Raw genomic sequence first — 25,658 nt, forward strand, 5'->3', positions numbered from 1 at the left:
GACGAGTGGTCAGGCCAGTCTGCGTCGCCGCCCGGCACCACACCTGCACGGTGCCGGTGGCGTCCTGGCCGAACCCCGCCGCCTGGACATCGGGTTCGGCCAGGACCGAGCTACAGCCCGGTACGGCGCTCGCCGTGGGCGCCGCGGCCGCCAGGCCGAGGAACGTCCGCCGGTGAGCATGATCAGGCCCTCGGCAGCCAGACGCGCATGGCGCCGATCTCGCGGTTGGCCCAGGCGTAGTACGGCACCGCGACCACGTCCACCTCGTCGCCGGTGTCGTCCTTGGCCGCGGGGGTGAACGACCAGCCGTCACGATGACCGGTGCCGATCCGTCCGCGCGTCCTGAGCACGGTGACGCCGTCCAGCAGATCGTCGTCGTGGCTCGCGGCAACTGATGCCTCCGGCAACAGATGCAGGTCGTCGACGTTCGCGTCCTGGTCCACCTGTTCGACCGCGTAGACGAGCGGCCCGCGTTCCAGCGCGACACAACCGCGGACGGCGTCGACGCGTGGATCGGCGCCGACCACGCGAGTTGCCAACGGCAACTGCAGGTCGATCGCGTCAGCAGTCACATCAGCATAGGTGCCCGCTTGCACGGATTGACCGTTGACGGTGGTACCATCTGCCCAGGCCGGGATCCTCAATTGCACTGCCACTGGCTTGGTCGCAGTGATGCGAACTGTGCCGTCCCACGGGTAGGCGGTGTCCACTGTCAGCTCGGTGTCGCCGACGGTCAGCGTGCCCGCGGCGTACTGGTGGATCTGGATCGCACCATCGCGTGTGGTCGCGAGGTAGCCGTCGAGGCTGGCGAGAGTACGCATGATGTTCGGCGGGCAGCAGGCGCAGTCGAACCAGCCGCGCCGGCCGTGCGCGGGGCTGCGGCCGTTGTCCGCATGGGCGCCACCCCGCAACTGCAGCGGGTTGACGTAGAAGTACTCGGTGCCCTTGAGCGAGACCCCGGCGAGGAACCCGTTGTAGAGCATCCGCTCGACGGCATCGGCGTACGACGCCTCACCGGTGGCGAGGAGCATCCGCCAAGCCCACTGGATGCCGCCGATCGCCGCACAGGTTTCGGCGTACGCGCGGTCCGCGGGCAGCTCGTACTCGTCGCCGAACGCCTCGCCCTCCCAACGCGCGCCCAGACCGCCGGTGACGTAGGTCTTCGTCGACCACATGTGCTCGAACTGACGTTTCAGCGCGTCGAGCAGGTCGGTGTCGCCGGTCTCGAGGGCGACGTCGGTCGCTCCGGCCGCGAGGTAGACCGCGCGCACCGCGTGCCCTTCGACCGATGTGGCCTCGCGGACCGGGACGCGATCGGAGAAGTACGCCGGCTCGTGTCCGTGGTTCTTGATGATGCCGTGGCCGCGAGCCTCGACGAACCACTTGGCAAGGTCGAGGTAAGCCGTCGTACCGGTTTCCCGATACAGCTCGACCAGGGCCATCTCGATCACCGGGTGGCCGTCGACGTCCACGGTCTTGTCGTCGCCGAAGGTCGCGACCAGGTGGTCGGCGAGCTTGATCGCGACATCCAGGAGCGCACGGTCGCCGGTGCAGCGGACCTGCGCGACGGCGGCCTGGATCAGGTGGCCGGCGCAGTAGTGCTCGTGGCTCCAGACGAGTTGCTGGTAGCGGCCCTCGTCGCCGTACCGGAGCTGGACGACCGAGTCGAGGTAACCGTCCTCGCGCTGCGCGGCGGCGACCACACAGGTCAAGTCGCGGATGCGCTTGAGCAGGTCGTCGTTCGGATTGCGCCCGTACTCCCACGCGGCGGCCTCGAGCCACTTGTAGACGTCGGAGTCGGCGAACACCGGGCCGATGGCCTCGCCCTCGCCGATGCCGGCCGCGAGGCGCAGGTTCTGTAGGTTGCCCGCTGTCTCCAACTGGTCCTGACCGCCGGGGATCGCGTCCTCGCCGTTGCGGGCCTGGCGCGGCGCCCAGAAGCCGCCGATGATCGTCGCCTGGCCGAGTCCGAGGGGCTGCCAGCGGCCGTTGGTCGCGGCTGCCGGGCTGCGGGAGGTGGTGACTGCTTCCGTCATAGGACGTGACTCCTGGGGAAGGTTAGGAAAATTCGGAACACGTTTTCCTGCACGAAGTTAGAGAGGTTCCAGGCCTTGGTCAACCCCTCGGACCTGGCAAGGTTCGGACAGACCGGTCAGCCTGCGGTACTGTTTCCGGAAAATTCGGAAAGGAGTTGCCGGATGGCGTCACGCGGTCCCTCGCTGCCCCGGATCACGGATGTGGCCGCGCTGGCGGGGGTCTCGACGAGCACCGCGTCGAAGGCCCTGAACGACACCGGCCAGCTCCGCGAGGAGACCAGAGAGCGGGTACGGCGGGCCGCTGAGCAGCTCGGATTCACCCCGGACAGCCGGGGCCGGGCGTTGTCGTCCGGCCGCAGCTTCACGGTCGGGCTGATCACCACTGACAGCTCCGGCCGGTTCAGCATCCCGATCATGCTCGGCGCGGAGGACGCACTGAGCGCGGGCGAGATGGCGCTGGTGCTGTGCGACACCCGGGACGATCCACTGCGCGAACAGCACTACCTGCGCTCGCTGGTGTCGCGGCGGGTGGACGGGATCATCGTGACCGGTCGCCGGACCGAGGCACGCGCGCCGATCGACGTACCGATTCCGGTGGTCTACGCGTTCAGCCCGTCGACCGATCCGGCCGACACCTCAGTGGTCGTCGACGATCACGGAGGGGCGGGGTCGACGGTGCGACATCTGCTCTCACTCGGTCGGCAGCGGATCGCACACGTGACAGGACCGGCGACCCATCAGAGTGCGCGAAATCGCGCCGCGGCGACGGTCGAGACGGCCGGCGACGCGCTGGCCGGTGAGCCGATGCACGGCGAGTGGAGTGAGCGATGGGGGCGGCACGCGGTCGACGTACTGCTGCGCACGACACCTGATCTCGACGCGATCTCCTGCGGCAGCGACCAGATCGCGCGGGGTGTCTGCGATCGGCTCCGCGAGCTCGGCCGCTCGGTGCCCGACGACATCGCGGTCACGGGCTACGACAACTGGTCCGTCATGGCGCTGGCCGGCCGGCCGCCGCTGACCACTGTCGATCTCGAGCTCGAGGAGCTCGGCCGCCGTACCGCCAATCTGTTGCTGGACGCGATCGCCGGATCGCCGCATCCCGGCCTGATGGAGTTGCCCACCCGCCTGGTCACCCGCGAGTCGACGCTCGGCACCTGACACCGGATGGTCGCCCGTTCGTCCGCCGTTGGTTGCCCGTACTCGCTAGATTGACTCAGGTGCTGCGCAAGCTCCTGATCGGCGTAGCGGTGATCGCCACGATGGTGGCGGGGGTGGGCACCGCACGCCTGGTCCTTCCCCGGACCGATCCCACCCGTGGTGTGGTCAAGCAACTGGCGTTCCTGCGCGCCCAGATCGAGGGCGGCGCGGACCACGCCGCCCAGAAGCAGTTCCCGGAGGGGTATTTCTTCCTCAACGCGCTCTACGGACTGACGTGGGTCCAGGTCGGGCTCGCGGATCCCGACCGGTCCGTCGACGCGACCGCCGAGGCACGCTGGGCCCTCGACCGGCTGCAGTCCGCGGACGGGACCGGGCCTTTCGACGCCTCGCTCCAGCCGGGGTACGGCGTCTTCTACGCGGGCTGGACGAACTGGCTGCGCGGCGGACTGATCGCCCTCAAGCACTCCAACGCGGCCGAGATCGACGAGTTCAGCAGCAGATCGGTCGAGATCGCCACCGCGTTCCGGACCGCGAAGACCCCTTATCTCCAGTCGTATCCGGGCCAGGCCTGGCCCGTCGACTCGGCCGTCGCGATCGCCTCCCTCCGCCTGTACGACGAACTCGTGGCACCGCGGTTCGGCCGGATCGCCACGAACTGGGTGGCGGCGGTGAAGACCAAGCTGGATCCGGCGACCGGGCTGCTGCCGCACCAGGTGGCCCCGGAGCCGATCGGAGCGCGGGCGTCGTCGCAGGGCATGATCCAACGCTTCCTGGTGGACATCGACCCGGTCTTCGCACGGGCGCAGTACGAGCTCTTCCGGGACAAGTTCGTCACCGGGGTCGGCGTACGCGAGTATCCGAAAGGTGTGGGCGGCAAGGGCGATGTCGACTCCGGGCCGTTGATCCTCGGGCTCGGTCTGTCCGCGAGCGTGGTCACGATGGGCGCGGCCCGCGTCCAGCACGATCCGCTCGCGGACCGGCTCGCCAGGGAAGGCGACCTGCTCGGTCTGCCCCTCAGCGGTCTGAAGACGAAGCGGTACCTGTTCGGGACGCTGCCGATCGGCGACGCCTTCCTCGCCTGGTCCGCCTCCGCCCGGCCCCTCGTCGCCGACGACGACCAGCCGAAACTCGCCGGCGACTCGTACTGGTGGCGTCTCCCCTGGTTGCCGATCATCTGGCTCCTGCCCCTGATCCTGTGGGGTCTCGTCCGGTACAAGCGCCGCCAAAGACGGCGGCGAGCGCACTGAGACGGTCCGCCGTAGGGTGGGGGCGTGCAGCGGATCTCGGCGCGGAATGCCCGGTTTCAGGTGTGGCAGGCGTGCCTGACCAATCGGACCAAGCGGCAGCGGGCCGGGGAGTTCCTGGTGCAGGGAGTACGCCCGATTTCGCTTGCTGTGGACAACGGGTGGCCGGTGCGGACGGTCATCACCGATGCGTCGCGACCGCTGTCGCGGTGGGCCCAGGAGTTGTTGCAGCGGTTGCCCCGCGTCGAGCGCGTCGCGATGGCGCCGGAGCTGTTGGCCGAGCTCGGCGAGAAGGACGAGACGGCGCCGGAGATGATCGCAGTGCTGGAGCTGCCGCCGGACGATCTGGAGCGGATCGAGGTCGGGCCCGAGTTTCTCGGGGTCGTGTTCGACCGGCCGACCGGGCCGGGGAACATCGGGTCGATCATCCGGTCCGCGGACGCGTTCGGCGCCCGCGGCGTGATCGTCACCGGGCACGCCGCCGACGTCTACGATCCGAAGGCGGTGCGCGCGACCACCGGGTCGCTCTTCGCGGTTCCCGCCGTACGTGTGCCGTCGCACCGTGAGGTGCTCGACTGGGTCCGGCGGTCCGCGATCCCGATCGTTGTCGTGGGCACCGATGAGCACGGGTCGGTCGACGTGTTCGACTTCGACTTCACCCAGCCGGCGTTGGTGCTGATCGGGAACGAGACGAGCGGGTTGAGCACCGCGTGGAAAGAGGCCGCGGACCAGCTGGTCCGGATCCCGATCACCGGCTCAGCCAGCTCACTCAACGCGGCCAACGCGGCAACGGCGGTGCTGTACGAGGTCTCCCGCCAGCGCTCCCATCCGTCAAAGACCCGGTAGCTCTCAGCTTGGCGGTCATGCAGTGCAGAGTAGTTCGGCGTGGAGGATCGAGATCCAGCCGTCGGGGCGCGACGCCCAGGTCTGCCAGGCCTTGGAGATGGCGCTGAGCGTCTCCTCGGGGACGCCGGCCGCGCGGGACTGGTCGGCGAGGGCGGACTTCAGGATGCGGTCCGCCCACATCCCACCCCACCAGGCGCGATCCTCGTCGTTGGCGAAGGTCCAGGTGGTCGCGGTCGCGTCGACCTGCTCGAAGCCGGCCGCCAGCGCCCACGACAGCAGTCGCCGGCCGGCGTCCGGCTCGCCCCCGTTCGCGCGAGCCATCCGCTGGTACAGCGCCATCCACTCGTCCAGTTCGGGCAGCTCCGGATACCAGACGAAGCCGTGGTAGTCGGAGTCCCGGACGGCGACGATCCCGCCCGGCTTGCAGACCCGCCGCATCTCCTTCAGCGCCTGCACCGGATCCGCGACATGCTGCAGGACCTGGTGTGCGTGCACGACGTCGTACGTGTGGTCCGGAAGGTCGAGGGCGTGTACGTCGCCGACCGCGAACTCCACCTGGACGTCGAGCTTGGCGAAGGTCGCTCTGGTGATGTCGAGCGCCGCTTCGTTCGCTTCCAGCGCGGTGGTCCGGCCGGGCTCGACCAGGCGCGCCAGGTCGGCGGTGATGGTGCCGGGACCCGCTCCGACGTCGAGCAACGACATGCCGGGCCGAAGATGGGGGAGCAGATAGCCAGCCGAGTTCTCCGCGGTGCGCCAGCTGTGCGAGCGCAGTACCGATTCGTGGTGGCCGTGCGTGTACACATTGTTCATCCCAGGCTCCTTCGCCCCTTGCCGACAGGATCCACGCTAGCGCACGATCTTGTTTCGTGAGACATATTGTCTCGGATAATGGACCGACGGAGATGTCCGAATCTGGCCAGACCCAGGGTCGTCCTGCGCGGCAGTCTTGAGAGGCCGAAGACAGACCTCAGGAGGAATCAAGTGCTGGAGTTCGTAGAGACCGACCACGAACTGGTGGTGAGCCTGTGACCACGCAGACCGACCTGGCCCGGCAGCTGCGCACGCTGCACGCCCAGCCGCCGCTGGTGCTGCCGAACGCCTGGGACGCCGGCTCGGCGCGAGCGATCGAGGCCGCCGGTGCCGCCGCGATCGCGACGACGAGTGCCGGCGTCTCCTGGGCCGCCGGGGTGGAAGACGCCGGCGGCCTGAACCGTACGACGGCGATCGCGGCACTCCGCGCGATCTGTGCGGCCGTGTCGGTCCCGGTCACCGCCGACATCGAGGCCGGGTACGACGACGTGGCGGCAACAGTCGCGGCTGTCCTCGAAGCCGGTGCCGTGGGCATCAACCTCGAGGACAGCACGGGCGGCGTGCTCGACGATCCCGCGGTTCACGCCGCCCGGATCGCGGCAGCGCGCGCCGCAGCAGTTGCTGCAGGCATCGATCTCGTGATCAACGCCCGCACCGACACGTACCTGTTCGGCGACGGCTCGGGCACGGCCGACCGAGCCAAGGCGTACGCCGAGGCCGGCGCGGACGTCCTGTTCGTACCCGGCGTCGTCGACCCATCGACCATCGAGCAGCTGGTGAAGGAGTCACCACTCCCCCTCAACGTGATGGTCGGCCCAGGCGCACCGACCGTCGCCGAACTGACCGCGCTAGGCGTCACCCGGATCAGCGTCGGCCCCGCCATCACCACTGCCGCGTACGGATTGGCGACCGCCGCGGCGAAGGAACTGCTCTCGAGCGGCACCTACGAGTCGCTGAGCACTCGGTGAACGGCGGCCAGCGAGCGCCACGGTCGTAGTCGCTCGGCGTCGTCGTCGAACGGCCAAGCGTCCCGAGCGCCAAGCCGCATCGCCACGTGGTGCGCGGCTTTGGTGCTGACGCCGGGCACCGCTTCCAGCGAAGCGATCAGCGCCTCGGCGTCCTCTCCGACATCCAGCACGATGTTGCCTGCAGCAACTTCCTGCGCAAGCGGCCCGACCAGCTCTGCCTCGGTCAGCGCCTGCGGGCCCGGGAAGGCGTGTGTCAGCTCGTGGCCGAGCCCGGGGACCGGCATCCCGTGGACTTCGACAAGCTTGTGGAGTACGTCGTACGCATCGTCGCGTGGGAGCTGGTCGCGGACGACTGCCTGGACGGCGACCTCGAACGGGCCCCAAGCGCCGGGCACGCGGACGCCGGGGCGGACCGCGATCAGTGGCCCGATGACCGGGTCGCCGGACAGGAGAGTCATCGCGAGGACCGGCTCGGCGTCGAGCCCGACCAAGCGGGCGGCGCGGTCGACGACATGGATGACGCCTTCCCAGTAGGGCAGATGTGCACGCAAGAGCAGGTGATCAGACCCTCCCGGGCCGATCTCGAGCAACCCAGGGTCGCCGTCCAGTGCGATCGTCCGCCGGTAGATGCCGTCCTCGATCGACTCCACTCCCGGGATCGCGTGCTCGGCGAGGAACGCGCTCATCGCCTCCCAGTCGTACGGCGGGGTGTACGGCAAGCGCAGTACCAGACCGCCGTCGGCGACCAGGCGATCAGTCCGCCGCCGGCGGTCGCGCAACTCGCGCGGGCTGGCGCGGAACACCTCCCGCATGGCGCGGTTGAACTGCCGCAAGCTGCCGAAGCCGGCCGCGAACGCGATGTCCGCGATTCCGAGCTCGGAGTCGTCCAGGAGCCGCCGCGCGAAATGCGCCCGCCGGGAGCGGGCGAACTGATCGGGCGTGACGCCCAGGTGCTCGTGGAACATCCGGCGCAGGTGCCGCGCCGACAAGCCCAGCCGTGCACCCAGCGCCGCCTCGCCCGACTCGTCCAGCACGCCGGCGATGATCAACTGCACCGCCCGGCAGACCAGCTCGGGCGCGTCGTCCGCCACCGTCCCGGCCACCCGGTACGGCCGGCAGCGCAAGCAGGCGCGATACCCGGCGGCCTCCGCGGCGGCGGGCAGCTCGAAGGTCCGCACGTTCTCCGCGAGGGGTTTCGCGCCGCAGCCCGGGCGGCAGTAGATCCCCGTCGTACGCACGGCCGAATAGGTCGTCATCGATCCACTGTCACCTCCGCCCCACGAGGAGTCCGGCCGCATCCGGACATCACGCTAACCGGGTCCACCGACAGTTCGGTGGAGATCGCGGGCCGGGGTCGCTAGGGTGCGGCGGTGCAGTCGAAACCGATGGTGGTTGTGGTGAGTGGTCCGCCGGGAACCGGGAAGACGACCCTGGCGCACCGGGTGGCGGCCGCGATCGGGTGCCCGGCGATCTGCCGGGACGAGATCAAGGAAGGCATGGTGCACGCGACTCCCGGGTTCGTGCCCGGGCCGGGCGATCCATTGACGATGCGGACGCTGTCGACGTTCTTCGACGTGATCGGTCTGCTCGTCGGCCGCGGTACGACGGTGGTCGCCGAGGCCGCGTTCCAGGACCGGCTGTGGAACCCCGGTCTGGCCCCGCTCCTCGGTCGAGCCGACGTCCGCATCCTGCACTGCACGGTCCCGGCCGAGGTCGCGCTGGCCCGGATCAACGCCCGTACGACGACCGACCACCGCCGGGCCGCTCACGAGGACGCGCAGATCAGCGCCGAGGCCCGGCTGCGGACCCACAACGCCTTCCAGCCGGTCGACCTGCCGGTCCCCGCTCTGACCGTCGACACCACCACCAACCCACCACTCGACGGGATCCTTGCCTTCCTGTCCTAAGGTCGTTGGCGGGCATTCGATCGAGAGGGGCAGGGATGCTGGCGCGATTCGCGGGGTTGACCACGGCGCACATGGCGGACGCGTGCGTCCGGGCCGGGGTGCCGGTACGCACGGTGTCGTTGACGGCCGTGGCCGGCGGCCGGGTCGCCGGGCGGGTGCTGCCGGCGCAGCACGTGGGCAGTGTCGACGTGTTCCTGGAGGCCTTCGAGTCCGCCGAGGAGGGCGACGTACTGGTCGTGGACAACGGCGGGCGGCGGGACGAGGCGTGCGTCGGTGACCTGGTCGCCCTCGAAGCCAAGGCCGCCGGCGTCGCGGGCATCGTGATCTGGGGCTTGCATCGCGACACGGTCGACATCACCGCGATCGGCCTTCCAGTCTTCAGCCTCGGCGCGCTGCCGACCGGACCGCTCCGCCTCGACCCGCAGCCGGCCGATGCGTTGTCCACGGCAACGATCGGCGCCTGGACGGTGACCCGCGAGGACGTCGTACTCGCGGACGAGGACGGCGCGATCTTCGTCCCGGCCGACCGTGTCGAGGAGTTGTTCGGGCTGGCCGAGTCGATCCGGGACACCGAGCACCAGCAGGCCGACGCGATCCGCGCCGGGCGGTCGCTGCGCGAACAGGTGAGATTCGCCGACTATCTCCTCGTGCGCGCCGCCGACCCGTCCCTGACCTTCCGCCAGCACCTGCGCCGAGTCCGAGGAGCGATCGAAGAATGAGTGCAGCCGCCGCCGGCACCTGGAAACTGGGCGACGTCACCGTCAACCGGATGGGCTTCGGTGCCATGCGGATCACCGCGAATCCCGATCGCTCGGTGGCGATCGGCGTACTGCGTCGCGCGGTGGAGCTCGGCGTCAATCACATCGACACGGCGGCGTTCTACGTGTCGCCGGGCGGGACGCTGCGGGTCGGCGAGGGGCCGGTGCGGTACGCGAACGAACTGATCCGTGAAGCGCTGGCGCCGTACCCGGAGGATCTGGTCATCACCACCAAGGTCGGGCCGGGCGAGGACCCTGACCGTGGTTTCTACCATGCGACGACCGCGGCCGAGCTGCGGACGCAGGTGGAGACGAACCTACGGCAGCTCGGCGTCACCTGTCTTGACGTGGTCAACCTGCGGATCATGAAGAAGCCCGGCGCGGACTCGATCGCCGACCGGTTCGGCGCGCTCGCGGACCTGCGCGACGCCGGGCTGATCCGTCAGCTCGGGGTGTCGAACGTCCGCGCCGACCACGTCAACGAAGCGCTCGCGATCGCGCCGGTCGTGTGCGTCCAGAACAGCTATGCGATCGACCTGCGCGGCGATGAGGACGCGCTGATCAAGCTGTGCGCGGAGCGGAACATCGCCTACGTGCCGTTCTTCGCGATCGCCGCCGGTTCCCGCGAAGGCGGAGCCGCGGCCGACCACTCCGACGCGATCCAGGCGATCGCCGACAGACACGACGTCTCACCCCAACAGGTCCGCCTCGCGTGGACCCTCCACCAGGGCCCGAACGTCCTCGCCATCCCCGGCACCGGCAACCCGCATCATCTCGAAGAGAACATCGCCGCCGGCACCTTCCACCTGTCTCCCGAAGAACTCGCAAGCTTGAACTGAGACGTCATCCCGCAGCCGGTGTCGGCTGACTGATTGCGGCGCGGATGGCGGGGACTACTTCCTCGGACCAGCGGGCCACTTGGGTTTCGTACGGGTCGGAGCCGCGGGGGAAGAGGGTGAAGCCGGCGGCGTTGTGGTTGAGGATCGCGTCGGTGAGTTCTTCGGTCCACTGGGCCGGGGATCCGCCGATCCAGCGGCCTTCGGCGTCGCGGGTCCGGCGTACCGGGGTTGCGGTGATGGCGCCCGGGAAGTTGTAGATGGTGGCGACGTCGGCGGGTTTGCGGCCGACCGAGAGCGCGGCCTCGTCGATGATCGGGCGGGACCAGCGGAAGCGGTCACTCAGCCAGTCCGCGGCGCGGCCGGGGATCCAGCCGTCCGCCTGGCGGCCGGTCGCGGCGAGCGACTTCGGGCCGTTCGATCCGGTCCAGATGAGCGGGGCGGCGACGGCGGCCGGTTGGAGGTCGCCGATCGGGTAGTGCTTGGTCGGGGCCGGGCGGCCGCCGTCGGACATCGAACGGACCAGCTGCATGGCCTCCTCGAAGGCCTCGACCGCTTCGGCCGGGCGCAGCTCCGGGACGCCCATCGTGGTGATCCGGTCCCACGCTCCGCCGGCGCCGAGGCCGAGGACGAACCGTCCGCCCGACAACGCCGACAGGGCGGACGCCGTACGTGCGAGCACCGGGGCCGGACGCAACGGCAGGTTCGTCACGTTGACGAAGGCCGACAGCCGCTCGGTCCGGCCGAGGATGAAGGCAATCGCCGCATGCCCGTCCAGCAGGTCGGCGACATAGGGGTGATCCGACAGGGTGACGTGGTCGAGCCCGTCGCGGTCGGCCCGCTCCGCGAGCCGCAGGATGGCGGGCACGTCGCGGAGCTTGTCGGGTGAGCCATATCCGAACTTCACAGTCATCGCAGTCCTCCAGATAGTTCGTACATCTAAATAGTAGTACCACGAACTGTTAGACCTACAAACTATCCGGCTGCCGGACTATCATGGCAGACATGGCGACGACGACGGCACGGGATCAGGAGCTGGCCGGGGCTCTGGTCCAGACGATGCATCGGCTGCAGGATCTGCACGCCGAGACCAGCCGGCCGCTCGGCCTCACTCCGCAGCAGGCGCACCTGCTCTGTGTTCTCCTCGGCGGCCCGCTCGGCATGACCGAGCTCAGCCGGATCCTGAGCATCGAGCGCTCGAGCCTCACCAGCATGGTCGACCGCCTGGAACGCCGCGACCTGGTCATCCGGACCGCCAACCCGGCCGACCGCCGCGCCAGCCACATCGAGCTCACCCCCGCCGGCCGGTCCCTGGCCCATGACGCCCACGACGCCGTCGTCGACCGCATCGAAGCACTGACCTCCGACCTTCCCGCAACAGCCCGCCAGACGCTCACGACCACGCTGCAGACGATCCTCGCCCGAGCTTGATGCAGTACCAGTACGTCGCCCTGCACGACGCCCGGATCGCCTACCGGGTGAGTGGTACAGGCCCGGCGCTCGTGCTGATGAAGAACAACCGCCGGTCACAACCAGCCCTGGCGGGCGGCGTACAGGCCGGCCTGGAATCTGGTGTCCGCATTCAGCGAGGTCATCAGCGTTGCGATCCGCCGCCTGGTGGTGCGATGGCTCCAGCCCAGGTGGTGCGCGATGGCCTCGTCCTTCATCCCGCTGGCGAGCAGGGCCAGCACGCGTCGGTCGTCGGCCGTCGGCTCAACCACGTCGTCCTGCTCGGTCGCGAAGTGGGGCTCCGCAGACGTCAGCGGGGTCGCCTGGTCCCACAGCCGGTCGAAGACATAGAGCAGTACATCGAGCAGGCTGCACGGGTGGACCACGATCGCGCTCGCGATGTCCCGCTGGTCCGCCGACTGGGGAATGAAGGCCGCCTTGCGGTCGAAGGTGGCGAGTTTGAGCGGCAGCTCCGACGTCACCCGCGCCTGTTCACCCGCGGCGACGTACCGGAGGATCGCGGTGACGGCGTTCGGCGACTGCTCGAGAGCGGCCCGGTCGTAGATCGCACGGCAGGTCACTCCTCTCGCCAGGACCGCGAACTCCTCGTCATTCGTGATCGGCCCCGCCTGGCCGGCGTACGGCGGGGTGTCGAGGACCTGGATCTCGTCGGAGGCCGCTCGCTGGAGCTGGTCGAATCGGCTGAGCACCGCCTCGGCACCGCTCACGACCTCGATCAGCTCGACCGGTCCGGCGCGGCCGCCGGCGCGGAACTCCGGCACCCAGGACCTGGCGAGCGCGCGGATCCGCCCGAGCTCGGACTCCTGCCGGCGAACCAGGGCCTCAACCGCGGCATCCGGTGCCACCGGCAACAGACGTGGCGTCGGGACCGGTGTCCGGGTGATCAGCCCGGACCGCTCGAGCACGCCGACGGCACGGCGTACCCGGGCCGGCTCCGCCCCGGTCCGATCGGCGAGGCCGGCGACGGTCAGGCCCGGTGATCTCAACAGGATCCGGTACGCCCGCTCCTCGAACTCGCCGACGCCAAGCATCGCCAGGTTCGCCACTGACTCCCCCGCCGGATTGTTGCCGTTCACCCGCTTCTGCCTGGCCACAACCGGCACGCTATCCACCGAGCGCAAGCCATTTCTGTGAGCCCTATCTGTTGCGCACCGCCGGACAGCTACCCAGCTTGGCCAGCCGGAAGTCCGCCACGGCAGTTCGCTTCGGATCGACCCGCACCGTCCGCGAGTCCGCCGTCCAGCCTGGCTTGCCCGCAGTCACCGGAACCGACCGGTCAGCCTCGAGCCAGTACGAGTAACGTCCCTCGTCGTCGGTGCTGAGCCGCACGTCGTGTCGCTTCGTGTGGATCGTCAAGGAGGCACCAGGCAGTACGTCGACCTGACCTGTGCACCGGTCCTTCCCGGTGACCGTCCCGGTGATCCGGCCCCAGCTCGGTGGCGCCGTCGCGGACATGGCCACGGTCAGCGGCGCGTTGCGGAACGGCGTGTTCTCCATGACCAGCAGCTGCGCGGCGACCTCACCCGGCTGGGTCGTTGCCGGTGTGCCCGCATCCAGTGTCACCCGGATCCGGGTCGACTGCCCCGGCGCGAGACTCCCGGACGGCCGGTCTACCTTCAGCCACGGTACGTCCCGGCCGCCTGGCTCGCACCGGTCGTACCCGGGCAGCCGCTCGACGTACGGCTTGGTACCGAGGCTGCCTTCTCCCCCACCCACCTTGAAGAATCCACAGGCGCCGGCCACGCGTGTCACCGCAAACAGGGAGTTGGGCAACGATCGCCAGGTGTCCGAGGCCGGACTGTAGGCGAACCCGAGGTTGCTCCGGTAGCCGGCGACCACTCCACCCGAGATGAGCAGCTCGCCTCCTGCCGCGGAGTAGGCGGCACCCCAGACCGTGGTGGGCAGGTCAGTCAGCCGCAACCAGGTGTTCGTCGCCGGGTTGTAGCTGTACGCGGTCCGCAAACCCTCACCGCCGCGGTGCTGCCCACCGGCGCAGTAGATCCGCTCGCCGATCGCTCCACAGTTGCCCCATGCCACGGGCTACGGATAGTCCGCCGCCCGCGTCCAGCTGCCCCTCGCCGGGTCGTACACCAACACGGCGCGGTTGCCGCCCTCGGCGTCAGTGCTGGTCCAGCCGCCGATGATGTAGAGCTTGCCGCCCAGTACGGCGGACGCTGCCGCGGCTGTTCCGATGGTCGCATCGGGACCGGTGGACCAGGCGTCGGTCGCGGGGTCGTAGATCATCAGGCCGGCCGACGGCGCACCGCCTCGTGCCCAGCCGCCGACGACGTACAGCTTGTCGCCGACGAAACCCCCGGCCGGCTTCTCCCGCGCATCGGTGGTCTTGGCGATGCCCTGCCAGGACTTGGTCGCGAGATCGTAGACGAAGTGCCGCTGGTCGCTCTGGTTCAGCCCCTCGACGCCACCGATCTGGTACAGCTTGCCGTCGTGGTAGGCGGCGAGCGTGTCCATGTCGCCGGCCGGCAGGTCGGCCATCCTCTCCCACGGCGCGATCGTCAGGCCCGGTGCCTTGGCGGTCGATCGAGGAGCCGCCGGCAACGGACCGCCGTCGTCGGTGTTCAGGTACCGCTGCTCCGGCACGAAGCCGGCCCGCGTCGCTTTGACGTCGGGTTTGTCCTCGAACGGTGTCAACTCGTAGGCCGCCCGTCCGGTCCCGATGTTCTTCACCGTGAGGTCGATCGTCCGCCGATCTCCGATCCGGACCGATCCCGTCAGCTCCTTCGCGGTCACCTTCAGTTCGGCCATGCCGAGCCCGAAGTCGACCCGGACCGCCTTGTTCGCGGGTACGACGATCTCACGGGTCCTGGCCTCGTACTGCCCGGCGTCGTACTGCGACCTGAACCGCTGCCGGCCGGCGGGCGAGAACATCCAGTAGAAGCCGTCGTCGACGCCCGGGTCGGTCGGCGTCGCCGCAGCAGTGGCCACATCAGCCGGCCGGGCCAGGTTCTGGACCGTCGCGTTGACGACGGCGTTGCCGGCCCGGTCGTCCCGCACGTTGCCTACCACCAGGCCGCCGGCGACCGGAGCACAGGTCGTCGCGCCGATCACCACGTCGTCGATCTGCAGCCAGCCGTTGCCCGCGAGCTCCGTGCTGTAGTGGAACCGCGCCCGCACTTTGTCGTGCCCCGCGGCCGCGGGGACGGGCACCTGGACCTGCTGCGGCCCGCGCCAGGTCCCTTTGCGGCGCCACACATTCGTCCACGTTGCGCCGTCGTCCGTCGACAGGTCGACCTCGACCGCTGCCGCCGAACCAACCACGTCGGTGCGGAAGCCGATCACCGGCTCGGGTACGGAGGTGAGGTCGGCGGTGGGCGAGACCAGTCGCGAGTCCTCCAACCGTTGGCCCGAAGCGCTGTCGATGCTGGCGAAACCACCACTGCCGCCGGTGAGATTGGAGTGCTCCCCCGGGTCGGCGAACTCCCAGCCGTCGCCGATCGCCGTCTTCTGGGTCCATCCGGCCGGGATCGCCGTACCGTCGAAGGATTCGCCGAGACCTTGGTGCTCGGTCCGGTAGCCGGGCGCCGTACAGGGGGTCGCCGTGACCGGTACGCCGACGTCGACCGTCATGTTGCCCTGGACACTGACCTTGCGAGTGATCGTCTGGTAGCCCGGGTACTCCGGGTCCACCGAGATGTCATAGCTCGAGCCCACCGGCACCTGGACGCTGTACGTGCCGTCGACCGGTGAGGTGTGGATCGGGGCCAACGGAGTGCCGGCCACCCTCAGGGCGGCGTACAGCGGCCACCCGTGGCCGGAGCTGTCGGTCGCCTTCCCGCGGATCGTTGCCATCGGCACCTGGGTCAGGCTGAAGTCGCGGGTCGTCTGCCGATCCTTCGTCACCTCGACGCCGTCGGCCGAGGCCCCGTGATACCCGTACGCCGAGACCGTGAGGTCGTAGCTGCCGGCACTCAGCCGGACGTCGAAGGTCCCGTCGTCACCGGTCGTCGTCCGCCGTTCGTGGTCAGCGTTGGCAGCGACGACCGTCGCATCGGCGACCGGCTGCCCGGCGCTGCTCACGACCCGGCCCACAAGAGTGCCCGTGTCACCGACCGGCGCGGCATGGACAGCCGCGAAGGCATCCAGGCGGCCGTCGCCGAAGGTGTTGTTCCGCTCGACCGTGCCGCCGCAGGACAGGTCGTCGGTGTCGATCGCGGTCTGGTCGAGCAACTCGCGCGTACCGTCGATGTCGCCGACCAGGGACGGGGCCGCCGACCAGATCAGCGCTACCGTCCCGGAGACGTGTGGCGCAGCCATCGAGGTGCCGTTGGCGGTGCCGAAGGCGTTCCCCGGAATGGACGAACCGACCGCGACTCCCGGGGCGGCGATGTCCGGCTTGACCAGCCCGGGACCACCCGGCCCGCGACCGGAGAAGTCGGCGATCTTGTTCGCCTCGTCGTACGCGCCGACCGCGTACGTCGCCGTACCGTCGGCCGGCGATCCGGACGTGTCACAGCCGTCCTCTCCGTTGTTGCCGTTGGAGAACACGGAGAAGATGCCGGACGCGTTCCAGGCGTTCACGACGTCGTCGTAGAACGGATCCTCGACGCTGCCGTTGTCGTCGCCCCACGAGTTGTTGAGCACGTTCGGGCGCAGGTCGGTGCGGGGATTCGCGCCGGACAGGTCCGTCGGCGCGAGCACCCACTGGCCCGAGGACAGCAGGGCGCCCAGGCTGCACCCACGCTCCTCGTCCTCGCAGCCCTTCGCCGCGATCCAGCGGGCCTCGGGCGCGACACCGATCCGGCCGCGCGGCCCGTCGCCGCCGACCATCGTGCCCATCGTGTGCGTGCCGTGGAAGATGTTGTCGCACGGGGCGGCCGACGGACAGACACCCGACGGGTCGAACCAGTTGTAGTCGTGGTCGTACACCCCCGGGCCGACCGTGCCGCGGTAGGAGCCCACCAGCGCCGGGTGATCGAACTGAACCCCGGTGTCGATGCTGCCGATCACGATGCCCTGGCCGCGATCGCCCAGCTCCGACCAGACCTTGTCCGCGCGGATGTTCGCGACGCCCCACTCGACCGCCGCCGCCTCCTTCCGCTCGGCGGCCGGTGTCAGCTCGGGCACGTCGTAGGCCGGCGCCTCCCGCAGCTCCACAACGTCCGAACCGGCAGCCAGCTTCTCGGCCAGCGCGGCCGAGCCGTCCTTCACCAGAACGGCATCGGTGATCCAGAAGGACTTGTACTCAGCGCCTGCCGCGTCGAGCGTCGCGCGGGTCGCCCGTTGCCCCTCTTCCGCGGCCCGCTGCAACTGCTGTACGACGTACTGGCCCCGCTGTTTCCAGTCCCTGATCGACTTCGCTGCGCTCAGGTCGGCATGCTCGGCGAACCTGATCATGAAGTCGGTCTTCTTCCCGGCATCAAGACCGGCGAGCAGGCCGGTGGTCACCTTGGCCTGCCAAGGCTGGGGCGGTGTCTGCGTAGGTGTCGCTGTTGCGGCGACGGCCGGCACCGGAACCAACTGCAACGCCAACAGCCCGGCAAGCACTGCCGGTACGACGCCCCGCACCCAGCGCCGTCCCGGTCGCGAACCCGGCGAGCGAACCATCGAGCCTCGGCGTGACGACACAGCTCGCCCGGAATCTGAGGACGGACGTGGCAGCGGAGCCGGCATGCGAAACCTCCAGGTCAGGATTCGCCCGGTGGACGTTCGCGGCCGGGCGCAACGTCCAGCAGTCTCGTCAGCGCCAGGACCGGGTGTCCAGGCACCTGCGCGGCCCCATCTGGCCACGGCCAGAACTGGCCGCAGCAGGCTTCTCAGTCCCGCCGACCACCGAACTCCCACGGGTGCACGTCCGTGAGCTTGGCCGACAGCAGTACGGCGGCGTGCTGAGCGTCACGTGCTTCGACGAGGGCTGCGCGGCCGAGGTGGGTGTCTTCGGTCAGGCCGAGCAGGTCGCCGTACATGATCAGGTACGGCGACTCGACCGGGCGCGGCTCGTCCTGGGTGAGGACGAGGTAGCGGCGGAGGCCCTCGACGGTGCTGGTGAAGTCCCACATCGTGGTGCCGACGTGTTTGTCGAAGCGACAGAGGAGGATCTCGTCGAAGACGCCGGCGCGGTGGTAGGGCTCGTCGCACGCGAAGGAGCGTGCCGCCGCGACGTCCGGCAGGTCCACGATGTGGAGGCTGCCGGTCGTCTCCTCGCCGTCCTCGGTCAGGGTCGGGCCGCGGGCGATCAGGGCGTCGGCGTACCCGTCCATGAACGCCCAGTGCTCCTCGGTCAGGCTGACCTTGAGGCCGAACCCGCCGGGCCGGTCGCGTCCGTAGACGAAGTACTGCATCAGGTCGCGAGGTGGAGGCGCAGGATCGTGTCGTAGTCGACGATCTCCACGCCCGCGTCGGCGAACTCGCCGGCGGCGACGGTCTCCTGGGTCGGGATGATCAGGAGCTTGCGCGGGTCGCTGACCTCGACGCCGTACTTGGTCTGGGCGAACGCGCGGTTCTCGGCGGAGTTGAAGTACTCCGCGTACCGAGCGAGCTGAGCGGCGCCTTCCGGCACCGGCGCCTTGAAGGCACGGCGGCGCTTCTTGCCGTTGGTGGTGTCGGCGACCGGGAGCTTGAGGTCGCCGATGATGTGGCTGCCGTCCGCGCGCTCCAGGATGAAGTCGGGCTGCAGGTCGTCCAGGAAGGGCTGGCGGATCAGCCGGGTCGCGTCGAACGCCGACAGCAGGATGCTCTCGTTCGCGTCCAGGAACTGGTCGACGGTCGCGTCCTGGAGACCGTGCGCGAGGTAGGTGCTGGCGAAGGCGTCGCTCTTCAGATCAGCGGCGTCCGCCGGCACGCTCAGGGTGCCGATCGGGTCCAGGTGCGGCCGGGCCGCAGAGTAGTTCTGGAGGAAGGTCAGGTACTTGTCCGCGGGCTCGGACCGGTGGATCGCGATCGCGAAGAACGTCCAGTGCAGCCGGATCGACTCGTTCGCCGTGTGCACGAGCAGGGTGCGGTCGAAGGTCGAGTAGTTCCCCGGCGCGAACTGCAGCAGCTGGTCGCCCGCCCCCACGAACTCCTGCCCCAGCATCGTCACCGCGCTCGGGAACCGGCCGTCCAGCTCCCGGCGGCCGGCCTCGGTCGCGATGGTCGCGTCCTTGAACAGGTTCTCCCCGGACAGCTTGACCACGGGCGAGCCGCTGCCGAGGCCGAAGTACTCCTCGACGCTCTGCGCCTTCTGCCGCCGTACTTCGAGCGAGCGGTACTCGCGGCTCACCCCGACGAGCTCGAGGATGTTCCAGTCCGGGGTCTCGGTCAGCACCATCATCCGCGGGAACAGCAGCGGCCCGGTCAGCTCATTGCGGTGACTCGTGGGCAGATGCTCACTCACGCTCCGCAGGTGATCCCCCCAGAACTGCCCATTCACCTTCACGAACTCAGTGGGTTTCATCGCTCTCCTCGGTCACGAACCTGGTCAATCAATAGCAAACCGCTCGCTGTCCCAACGCTATTCCCCACCTAGCGGAGAGCCGTCAGCGAGTGGTCACTTCCGACCAGGATCAGGTCGCCGGCGGCCACGACACCGCGGTCGCACGACGGTCTGGGACTCACGACGTACCGATCGCGATACACGTGCCGGCTCATCCCGGCGTACCGCCCGAGCAGGTCGTCGGCCAACGCGCCCGCATCTGGGACGGCGTCGTTCCACAGCTCTCGCAGTCCAACCACCCGGCGATCCTGACAGACGGCAGTTTCGGGGGAGGATGAGCCCATGAACGAGGACGAGGACTTCCTGGCCGAGGCACATCAGATGGAAGCCGAGGCCGAACGCATCCGGCAGGAAGCCGAAGACGTCACCTCCGACCCGGCCGCCGAGCAGGAATGGATCCGTCAGTCCAACCTGATCTACGGCGGCCTGGCGGCCGCCGGCCTGGTCGTGGTCCAGCCGTTCCTGACCGAGCCCTCACTCGACCCGTCGGCGCTGGTGTGCGTCATCGCGTTCGCCGTCTCGATACCGCTACTCGCCGCACTCCTGGTCCTGAACCGGCAGGAGGAGTTCCGTCGCCGGACCAGCAAGTCGCCACTCGTCAGCGTGGCCAAGGCGATCGCCCAGGGCTCCGCGTTCGCAGGCATCGCGGCAGCTTTCTGGCACATCTCCTTCATTGCCGGGATCGTCTTCCTGGCCGTGGGATGCATCGCGGTAGGCGTCCACTCCTCGGGCTACGTACACCTGGAGTACGACTCGAAGTTCCGCTCGAGATTCCGCCCCCGCAAGCCCCCCGAGGCGTAACCGACTTCGTCCGGCTGCCCAGCTAATGGAGAAGCGGCCGTCCGAGCGGAAGCGCCTTACCGCCTGTCGCCTGCGAGGCCGAGCTGAAGAACAGGTAGACACCCACCGCGGCGAAGACGAACACCACCACACCGGCGACCTTCAGCGTGCTGGCTGATTGCTGCAGCGTGCCGATCAAGACCAGCACCAAGGCAATTTCGATGAGCACGAAGAGCACCGTGTAGGCAATCGGCAACCGGAGTGTGGCGAGAGTCAGCATCCCGATCACCACCAGCCACGAGATCAGGAAAACCCCCTGCGTATGGAGGGCGTCCGCAGCGACAATGGCGTACCAGTTGTGCGTCAGGCCCAGTACGAGCATTCCGTAGCTCAGCCAGAAACCGGCGAAGATGCCGAAAACCCCGGCGACCGCGCTCTGGCCGACAGCTGCCGCCCAGACGGCCGCGATCACCAGGCCCAGGCCGGTGGCCGCGACGATCACGGGGAGCGAGGCCCCCACCGCCGCCGCAGGCACGTAGCTGACGAGGACGAGACCGAGCGCGACCGATCCCACGATGAAACTGGGGAGACCGATCAGGGATGGGTCTCCGGTCACCGCTGGGACCGCGGCCTCAGCGGCATGTTGGGCACGTACCTCTTGGGCGCCTTGGGCATCGGCATCGATGGTCGCCATGGCAAGCTCCTTTCGGGCGCATCCCGACGGTGAGACTTTATGCCGCTGCGCGCCCGGCAGATGTCTCGATTTGAGGCACTGCCCGGCCCCGGGGCCTTCGCGGCCGGCGAATTGAGCACTATTACTCAGTCGGCGCCGGGCTCTCCACGCGCAGACTGAGCTGAAACAGCGTGCGTGCACCCAGGGGCAGGTCTGGGGTGCACCACAGGATCACGGCCGGTCGCCACCGCCGGTCCCTGGAGCATCACCGACCGGGGAGGAGCGCAGTCGGCATGACTGTGCGGGGGCAACAAGCAAGGATGACAATCGTCGCGGTCGTGCTCGCCGTCGCGGCAGCAAGTGGTTGTGGCGGGCAACAAGCAGGCAGCAGCTCTGCGTTGCCTTCGGCAACATCAACGGCGTCGCCCGATCTGGGCAGGATCAGAGGCGCGTTCACGGAAGACGAAGGCGGTCCGGAGTCCTTCGAGCTGTTCGCGGACGGAAACAGGCGGTTCCGGCTGACGATGCTCACGGGCCGAGGTGCAGGGTACTCCCAGGTCTGGGACGGCAAGGTGCTGCTGCTCTACAACCCCGCCGAGGACCCGAAATACCAGCGGATCGAGAATCCGGGCACAGACGACGCGCCCGACAGCACGTTCTTCTACCGGCCGGGCACCGAGAAGTTCGAACAGCTGTGTCCGGCGGCGAAGCGGCTCGGCACGAAGACGTTGTTCGGGCGGACGGCGGTCCGTTACCACTGCGACAAGGTGGAATCCAGTGACCAGCCGGCCATGGATGCCAGAGAGATGGCGCTGGACGAGAAGACCGGTCTGGTGATGGATTACGGCGCCGTGGAAGTCATCACCGAGGTGACCTTCGGCCCAGTGATCAAGGCCGACACTTTCTCAACCGAGTTGCCGCCAGGCGCCGACACGTCCGTGGCGCCCCCGGAAGGCGAGTCGACCGACGTGCCGCCGGATGCCGAGTCGACTGAGGTGCCGCCGGATAGCGGTGACTTCGGGCCTGACGAGATCGGCAGCTTCCGGCTCAACGCGGTCGGTGGCGGGTTCGTCGACAGTATGTCGTACGGCGGAAAGCCGTTCGTGATCGTGGCAGGATCGGCGGACGGGATCCGGACTGCGCTCGGCCGCCTGCTGCCGATGACGCGAGCCGGTAAACCTCCGGTCGTGGGCTTCCTGCTGGTCATGCCACCGGAGGACTGGAAGGGCTCGTTGTTGAACCCCAAGGACGTGGACCAACTGGCGGCTTCGATCTCGAAGTCGGCGGGAACGTTCGCCGTTCCGGTCGGCCTCGACTTCAAGGGCGCCGCCAGTTGGGTGTTCTCGGGTGACAGCACGGTCCCGCCGGATCTCACGCAGGTGACGATCGCGCTGGTCGCCTCGAACGGAAGGTTCGCACACGTGACACCGGCCCGCGAAGTGACCGACGCTAACCTGCGCAACTGGATCGCCGCGCTCTCCTGAGAGCGCAAAGCCAGACCTTCAACTCGGTGTTGCCCAGGGCTCAGCGTGTTCGCTGGACACCGGCAGTCTCAGGCGCAGTCGCGCGCCACTGTGACATGGCACGACTTCGGCCGTCCCGCCGTGCGCCTCGGCGACCTGTCGGACGATGGCCAGGCCCAGTCCGGACCCGGGATGCGCGCGGGCAGCGGGTGAGCGGTAGAAGCGGTCGAAGACGAACTTGAGGTCGCTGTCGGGGATCCCCGGGCCGGCGTCCGCGACGTCGAGAATGCCCTCCTTGACGCTGATCAGGACGCGGCCGCCGGACGGGCTCCATTTCACGGCGTTGTCGACCAGGTTCGCAACGGCGCGTTCCAAGGCGTCGGGGTCTCCGTGGACGAGGGTGGGCGCGCAGGTCAGGTCGAAGCCGATCTGTGCTGCCCGACGTGTTGCGCGGGCCGCGACGCGCTCGGCGACGAGGTCCAGGCGGACGTCTTCAGTGTGGAAAGCGGGCTGGCCGTAGCGGGCCAGGTCGACCAGGTCGTTGATCAGTGTCTTGAGTTCGCCGGCTTGGTCGAGCGCTTCGGCGGCGAGGTGTGGGGCCTGCGTGTCGCCCAGGTCTTCCGCCAGCAGTTCGAGGTTCACGGTCAGGCTCGTCAGTGGTGTGCGCAGTTCGTGCGAGGCGTCGGCGACCAGGCGGCGCTGGGCGCCGACGGACTCGTCCAGCGCGGCGGTCATCCCGGCGAACGCGGAGCCGAGCCGGCCGATCTCGTCCTGGCTGTCGGCGGGGATCGGGATGGCCAGGTCGCCGGTCGTGCGGATCAGTTCGACGGTCTTGGTGAGCCGACGTACGGGTCGTAGGACGCGGCGCGCGGCCAGGCGTGAGGCAAGTGCCGCCAGGAGTCCGGCGGCCACCGTCGATGCGGCGAGCAGCCACGCGAGTCGGCGCAGGGTGGGTGCGGGATCGGATTGCGGGATCGCGGTCCGCACGAGCGTTCCGGGTGCTCCTGGGAATGGGGCGGTGTAGATGCGGTAGGCGACGCCGCCGTAGACCGCGTTACGGAAGTAGGCAGCGGCGGATCCGTTCGCGACCTCGACGTCGCGGGCGGTGAGGTCGACGAACTGCGCCGACGGCCCGGTCCGGACCGGATCCGGCACGATTTGCAGCTGGGTGCTCCCTATCCCCAGCGGAACAGCTGGGAAGGCCGACTCGTTGGACGTCCCCCTGAATTTCTCCTTGATGGCTTTCGCCACGTCCGGTGCCTGGCCGGACGCCGTCACCAGGGAGCTGTCGATCTGGCCGCGGAGGTTGGCTTCCACGGCCGGATAGAGAACAACCGACACGAGCACCAGAGCACCCGCGGCTATGGAGCCTCCGGCGATGGCCAGCCGGGTGCGCAGATTCATGGCTCCTCGCGCAGGACGTACCCCAGGCCGCGCACCGTCTGGATCAGTCTGCTGCCGCCGTCGGCTTCGAGCTTGCTGCGCAGGTAGCTGATGTAGACCCAGAGCGCGTTCGACTCCGGGCCGAAGTCGTAGCCCCAGACGGACTCGAAGATCTGGGTCCGGCTCAGCACGCGACGGGGATTGCGCAGGAACAGCTCCAGCAGCGACAGCTCCGTCTTGGTCAGCTCAAGGCGCCGGCCGGCGCGTTCGGCCCGGCGGCCACTCAGATCCAGTTCGATGTCGGTGAAGTGCAGCACCTCGTCTCTTACGCCGCTGCGCCGCAGCAGGGCTCGAAGCCGCGCCCGCAACTCCTCCAGAGCGAAGGGCTTGGCCAGGTAGTCGTCGGCCCCCGCGTCGAGCCCGGCGACCCGGTCGGTGACCAGGTCCCGGGCCGTGAGCATCAGGATCGGCGTGTCGTACCCGCCCGAACGCAGCGTCCGGCATACCTCGAGCCCGTTCGGTTCGGGCATAAGGACGTCGAGCACCACCGCGTCCGGGCGGAACACGCCGTGCTCGGCGAGTGCGGACGCCCCATCAGCGGCGGATGCCACGTCGTAGCCGTCGCGGCCCAACGCGTGCTCCAAGGACCGCCGAACAGCCGGGTCATCGTCCACGACAAGTATCCGCATGGTCGTCCATCCTCGCCGTCGATCATGAAGTTGTGATGATGTGAGACTAGGCCGCTGTCAGCCGTTGGCCAGTGACTGCTTCAGATCCCCCAACGCGGTATTGAGCCGATCGGCGCTGACCCCGAGCGAGTGGGCGATATCACCGAAGGCCTTGGACGTCGGAACGATTCCGCCGGGAGCCGATACCACAGCGACCAGGGCGGCCTTGGCCTTCGCCCGACTCACGCCGAGTGCCGCGGCCAAGCGTGCCGCTGCGGCGTTGGTCGTGAACGGCGAGGTCCGCGGGTCGTCCGCCCCCTTCTTGTCCTTGCCGTCCTGCTTGTCGTCGCCGGCACGAGGGCGCCCAGGCTTGAGGAACAACGGTTCCACGGCGGCCTTGACCCGCGCGGCAGGCAGCCCCAGGTTCGCCGCGACCGCCGCGACGAATGCCTCCGGCGTCACTGTGGTCGAGCCGGCCAGCGACCTCTTGGCCGCGTCCAGCGCGGCGGTGAGCCGGTCGGTCGTCACCCCGAGCTTCGCCGCGATCGCGGCGAAGTCGGCATCCGCAGCCGGCTTGGACTTTCCCTCCGCCTTTACCGCGGCACCGGATTTCGCGGCGCCGGGTTTCGGATCCGAACCGGACGTCGCCGCCGACGCAGTACCGGTCGTGGCGAGCGCCACGAGCGTGACTGCGGCCGCGACCAGCCGTTTGCGTTTCATCATCGCGATTCCTTTCGTCCACAGAGCGCCGGACGAGAACCGGCGCCGTGGCAACAACCCAAACAGCGCGGCCTCAGCTGCGGTTTCAGCCACCTTTAGAGCTTCCTTAGAGCAGGCCCGCAGACGCCCCCGGAGCCTCACGCGACCAAGAAACGAGGTGATCCGTTCCGGGCCAAGCCAACAACCGCAGCACGAGCCGGGATCCCGTTCGATGTCCGCTCCGGCCTGCCCGCTCCCATGGCGACACCCGAACACGTCCACCCGGATGTGGAACAAGGCACGCAAGAAGGCGCTGACCGAAGCCCAGTACCGATCACCGCTCGCACGCCACCCGTAGGACCTACGCCACGACGGGTCAGCCTCTGGCTCAACGCTGGGGTCCCCGCGACGCAGGTGGCGGAGTGGGCCGGACACCTCGTCAAGGTGCTACTCCAGGTCTACGCGGGCTGCATCGATGGCCAGGAGGAGGCAGCAAAGCGACGGCACGCCGCGGCGCTCTCCGG

24 protein-coding genes are annotated in these 25,658 nt (G+C 69.1%); 10 read left to right on the forward strand and 14 right to left on the reverse strand.

Annotated elements, in window-relative coordinates; all coding sequences use genetic code 11:
- Positions 1-182: 182 nt before the first annotated feature.
- Complete coding sequence (locus tag ACXC9Q_RS08455) at positions 183-2,036, reverse strand: glycoside hydrolase family 127 protein (RefSeq protein ID WP_457055925.1); 1,854 nt, start codon at positions 2,034-2,036, stop codon at positions 183-185.
- Between the two features lie 162 nt (positions 2,037-2,198).
- On the opposite strand from ACXC9Q_RS08455, the gene ACXC9Q_RS08460 reads away from it, so the two are divergent.
- The 3 genes from ACXC9Q_RS08460 to ACXC9Q_RS08470 are packed head-to-tail and all read left to right on the forward strand — an operon-like array spanning position 2,199 to position 5,287.
- Positions 2,199-3,197 carry a LacI family DNA-binding transcriptional regulator gene (locus ACXC9Q_RS08460; RefSeq protein WP_457055926.1) on the forward strand — a complete coding sequence of 333 codons (999 nt, stop codon included), beginning with the start codon at positions 2,199-2,201 and terminating at the stop codon, positions 3,195-3,197.
- A 59-nt stretch (positions 3,198-3,256) separates the two neighbouring features.
- Entirely contained in the window at positions 3,257-4,444 is a 1,188-nt protein-coding gene (locus ACXC9Q_RS08465; RefSeq protein WP_457055927.1) for a hypothetical protein, read from the forward strand.
- 24 nt (positions 4,445-4,468) lie between these two features.
- Positions 4,469-5,287: a TrmH family RNA methyltransferase gene (locus ACXC9Q_RS08470; RefSeq protein WP_457055928.1), complete on the forward strand. Its 819-nt coding sequence runs from the start codon at positions 4,469-4,471 to the stop codon at positions 5,285-5,287.
- A 15-nt stretch (positions 5,288-5,302) separates the two neighbouring features.
- On the opposite strand, the gene ACXC9Q_RS08475 is transcribed toward ACXC9Q_RS08470, so the two are convergent.
- Positions 5,303-6,097: a class I SAM-dependent methyltransferase gene (locus ACXC9Q_RS08475; RefSeq protein WP_457055929.1), complete on the reverse strand. Its 795-nt coding sequence runs from the start codon at positions 6,095-6,097 to the stop codon at positions 5,303-5,305.
- 215 nt (positions 6,098-6,312) lie between these two features.
- Here ACXC9Q_RS08475 and ACXC9Q_RS08480 point away from each other — a divergent pair, with 215 nt between their 5' ends.
- A complete protein-coding gene (locus ACXC9Q_RS08480) occupies positions 6,313-7,065 on the forward strand; it encodes an isocitrate lyase/PEP mutase family protein (protein ID WP_457055930.1) in 753 nt (250 codons plus the stop codon).
- Here the strand turns inward: ACXC9Q_RS08480 and ACXC9Q_RS08485 are convergent.
- Complete coding sequence (locus ACXC9Q_RS08485; protein WP_457055931.1) at positions 7,041-8,321, reverse strand: AlkA N-terminal domain-containing protein; 1,281 nt, start codon at positions 8,319-8,321, stop codon at positions 7,041-7,043. The two genes, ACXC9Q_RS08480 and ACXC9Q_RS08485, sit on opposite strands and share 25 nt — an antisense overlap.
- Positions 8,322-8,435: 114 nt before the next feature.
- Between ACXC9Q_RS08485 and ACXC9Q_RS08490 the strand changes: the two genes are divergently transcribed.
- From ACXC9Q_RS08490 to ACXC9Q_RS08500, 3 genes are read left to right on the forward strand one after another with little or no spacing between them, the layout of a single operon-like run.
- Complete coding sequence (locus tag ACXC9Q_RS08490) at positions 8,436-8,972, forward strand: AAA family ATPase (protein WP_457055932.1); 537 nt, start codon at positions 8,436-8,438, stop codon at positions 8,970-8,972.
- Between the two features lie 35 nt (positions 8,973-9,007).
- The gene (locus tag ACXC9Q_RS08495) at positions 9,008-9,691 is read left to right on the forward strand and encodes an RraA family protein (protein WP_457055933.1); all 684 of its coding nucleotides are present in this window, start codon (positions 9,008-9,010) and stop codon (positions 9,689-9,691) included.
- Positions 9,688-10,569 carry an aldo/keto reductase gene (locus ACXC9Q_RS08500; RefSeq protein ID WP_457055934.1) on the forward strand — a complete coding sequence of 294 codons (882 nt, stop codon included), beginning with the start codon at positions 9,688-9,690 and terminating at the stop codon, positions 10,567-10,569. The genes ACXC9Q_RS08495 and ACXC9Q_RS08500 overlap by 4 nt, the downstream gene beginning before the upstream one ends.
- A 4-nt stretch (positions 10,570-10,573) precedes the next feature.
- Here the strand turns inward: ACXC9Q_RS08500 and ACXC9Q_RS08505 are convergent, their stop codons facing one another.
- A complete protein-coding gene (locus ACXC9Q_RS08505) occupies positions 10,574-11,479 on the reverse strand; it encodes an LLM class flavin-dependent oxidoreductase (RefSeq protein WP_457055935.1) in 906 nt (301 codons plus the stop codon).
- Between the two features lie 92 nt (positions 11,480-11,571).
- Between ACXC9Q_RS08505 and ACXC9Q_RS08510 the strand changes: the two genes are divergently transcribed.
- The gene (locus tag ACXC9Q_RS08510) at positions 11,572-11,997 is read left to right on the forward strand and encodes a MarR family winged helix-turn-helix transcriptional regulator (RefSeq protein WP_457055936.1); all 426 of its coding nucleotides are present in this window, start codon (positions 11,572-11,574) and stop codon (positions 11,995-11,997) included.
- A gap of 95 nt (positions 11,998-12,092) precedes the next feature.
- Here ACXC9Q_RS08510 and ACXC9Q_RS08515 read toward each other — a convergent pair whose 3' ends face one another.
- The 6 genes from ACXC9Q_RS08515 to ACXC9Q_RS08540 all read right to left on the reverse strand — a co-directional run bounded on the left by ACXC9Q_RS08515 (position 12,093) and on the right by ACXC9Q_RS08540 (position 19,707).
- Complete coding sequence (locus ACXC9Q_RS08515) at positions 12,093-13,130, reverse strand: MarR family transcriptional regulator (RefSeq protein WP_457055937.1); 1,038 nt, start codon at positions 13,128-13,130, stop codon at positions 12,093-12,095.
- 43 nt (positions 13,131-13,173) lie between these two features.
- Positions 13,174-14,073 (reverse strand): hypothetical protein, encoded by a 900-nt coding sequence (locus tag ACXC9Q_RS08520; RefSeq protein ID WP_457055938.1) that lies wholly within the window; start codon positions 14,071-14,073, stop codon positions 13,174-13,176.
- A gap of 3 nt (positions 14,074-14,076) precedes the next feature.
- Entirely contained in the window at positions 14,077-17,601 is a 3,525-nt protein-coding gene (locus ACXC9Q_RS08525) for a S8 family serine peptidase (RefSeq protein WP_457055939.1), read from the reverse strand.
- A gap of 209 nt (positions 17,602-17,810) precedes the next feature.
- Positions 17,811-18,335 carry a YciI family protein gene (locus tag ACXC9Q_RS08530; protein ID WP_457055940.1) on the reverse strand — a complete coding sequence of 175 codons (525 nt, stop codon included), beginning with the start codon at positions 18,333-18,335 and terminating at the stop codon, positions 17,811-17,813.
- Positions 18,335-19,429, reverse strand: coding sequence for a hypothetical protein (locus ACXC9Q_RS08535; protein WP_457055941.1), 1,095 nt, complete (start codon positions 19,427-19,429; stop codon positions 18,335-18,337). The genes ACXC9Q_RS08530 and ACXC9Q_RS08535 overlap by 1 nt, the downstream gene beginning before the upstream one ends.
- Before the next feature lie 68 nt (positions 19,430-19,497).
- On the reverse strand, positions 19,498-19,707 hold the full coding sequence (locus ACXC9Q_RS08540; protein WP_457055942.1) for a hypothetical protein: 210 nt from the start codon (positions 19,705-19,707) through the stop codon (positions 19,498-19,500).
- A gap of 43 nt (positions 19,708-19,750) precedes the next feature.
- On the opposite strand from ACXC9Q_RS08540, the gene ACXC9Q_RS08545 reads away from it, so the two are divergent.
- Positions 19,751-20,269, forward strand: coding sequence for a hypothetical protein (locus tag ACXC9Q_RS08545; protein WP_457055943.1), 519 nt, complete (start codon positions 19,751-19,753; stop codon positions 20,267-20,269).
- 22 nt (positions 20,270-20,291) lie between these two features.
- Here the strand turns inward: ACXC9Q_RS08545 and ACXC9Q_RS08550 are convergent, their stop codons facing one another.
- Positions 20,292-20,942, reverse strand: a complete 651-nt coding sequence (locus ACXC9Q_RS08550; protein ID WP_457055944.1) for a GPR1/FUN34/YaaH family transporter — start codon at positions 20,940-20,942, stop codon at positions 20,292-20,294.
- Between the two features lie 299 nt (positions 20,943-21,241).
- Between ACXC9Q_RS08550 and ACXC9Q_RS08555 the strand changes: the two genes are divergently transcribed.
- Complete coding sequence (locus ACXC9Q_RS08555; RefSeq protein WP_457055945.1) at positions 21,242-22,405, forward strand: hypothetical protein; 1,164 nt, start codon at positions 21,242-21,244, stop codon at positions 22,403-22,405.
- A gap of 18 nt (positions 22,406-22,423) precedes the next feature.
- Here the strand turns inward: ACXC9Q_RS08555 and ACXC9Q_RS08560 are convergent, their stop codons facing one another.
- From ACXC9Q_RS08560 to ACXC9Q_RS08570, 3 genes are read right to left on the reverse strand one after another with little or no spacing between them, the layout of a single operon-like run.
- A complete protein-coding gene (locus tag ACXC9Q_RS08560; RefSeq protein ID WP_457055946.1) occupies positions 22,424-23,788 on the reverse strand; it encodes a sensor histidine kinase in 1,365 nt (454 codons plus the stop codon).
- The gene (locus tag ACXC9Q_RS08565) at positions 23,785-24,456 is read right to left on the reverse strand and encodes a response regulator transcription factor (protein WP_457055947.1); all 672 of its coding nucleotides are present in this window, start codon (positions 24,454-24,456) and stop codon (positions 23,785-23,787) included. The genes ACXC9Q_RS08560 and ACXC9Q_RS08565 overlap by 4 nt, the downstream gene beginning before the upstream one ends.
- A gap of 57 nt (positions 24,457-24,513) precedes the next feature.
- Positions 24,514-25,158, reverse strand: a complete 645-nt coding sequence (locus tag ACXC9Q_RS08570; RefSeq protein ID WP_457055948.1) for a hypothetical protein — start codon at positions 25,156-25,158, stop codon at positions 24,514-24,516.
- Positions 25,159-25,658: the final 500 nt, after the last annotated feature.

The sequence above is a fragment of the Kribbella sp. CWNU-51 genome, from assembly GCF_054073265.1.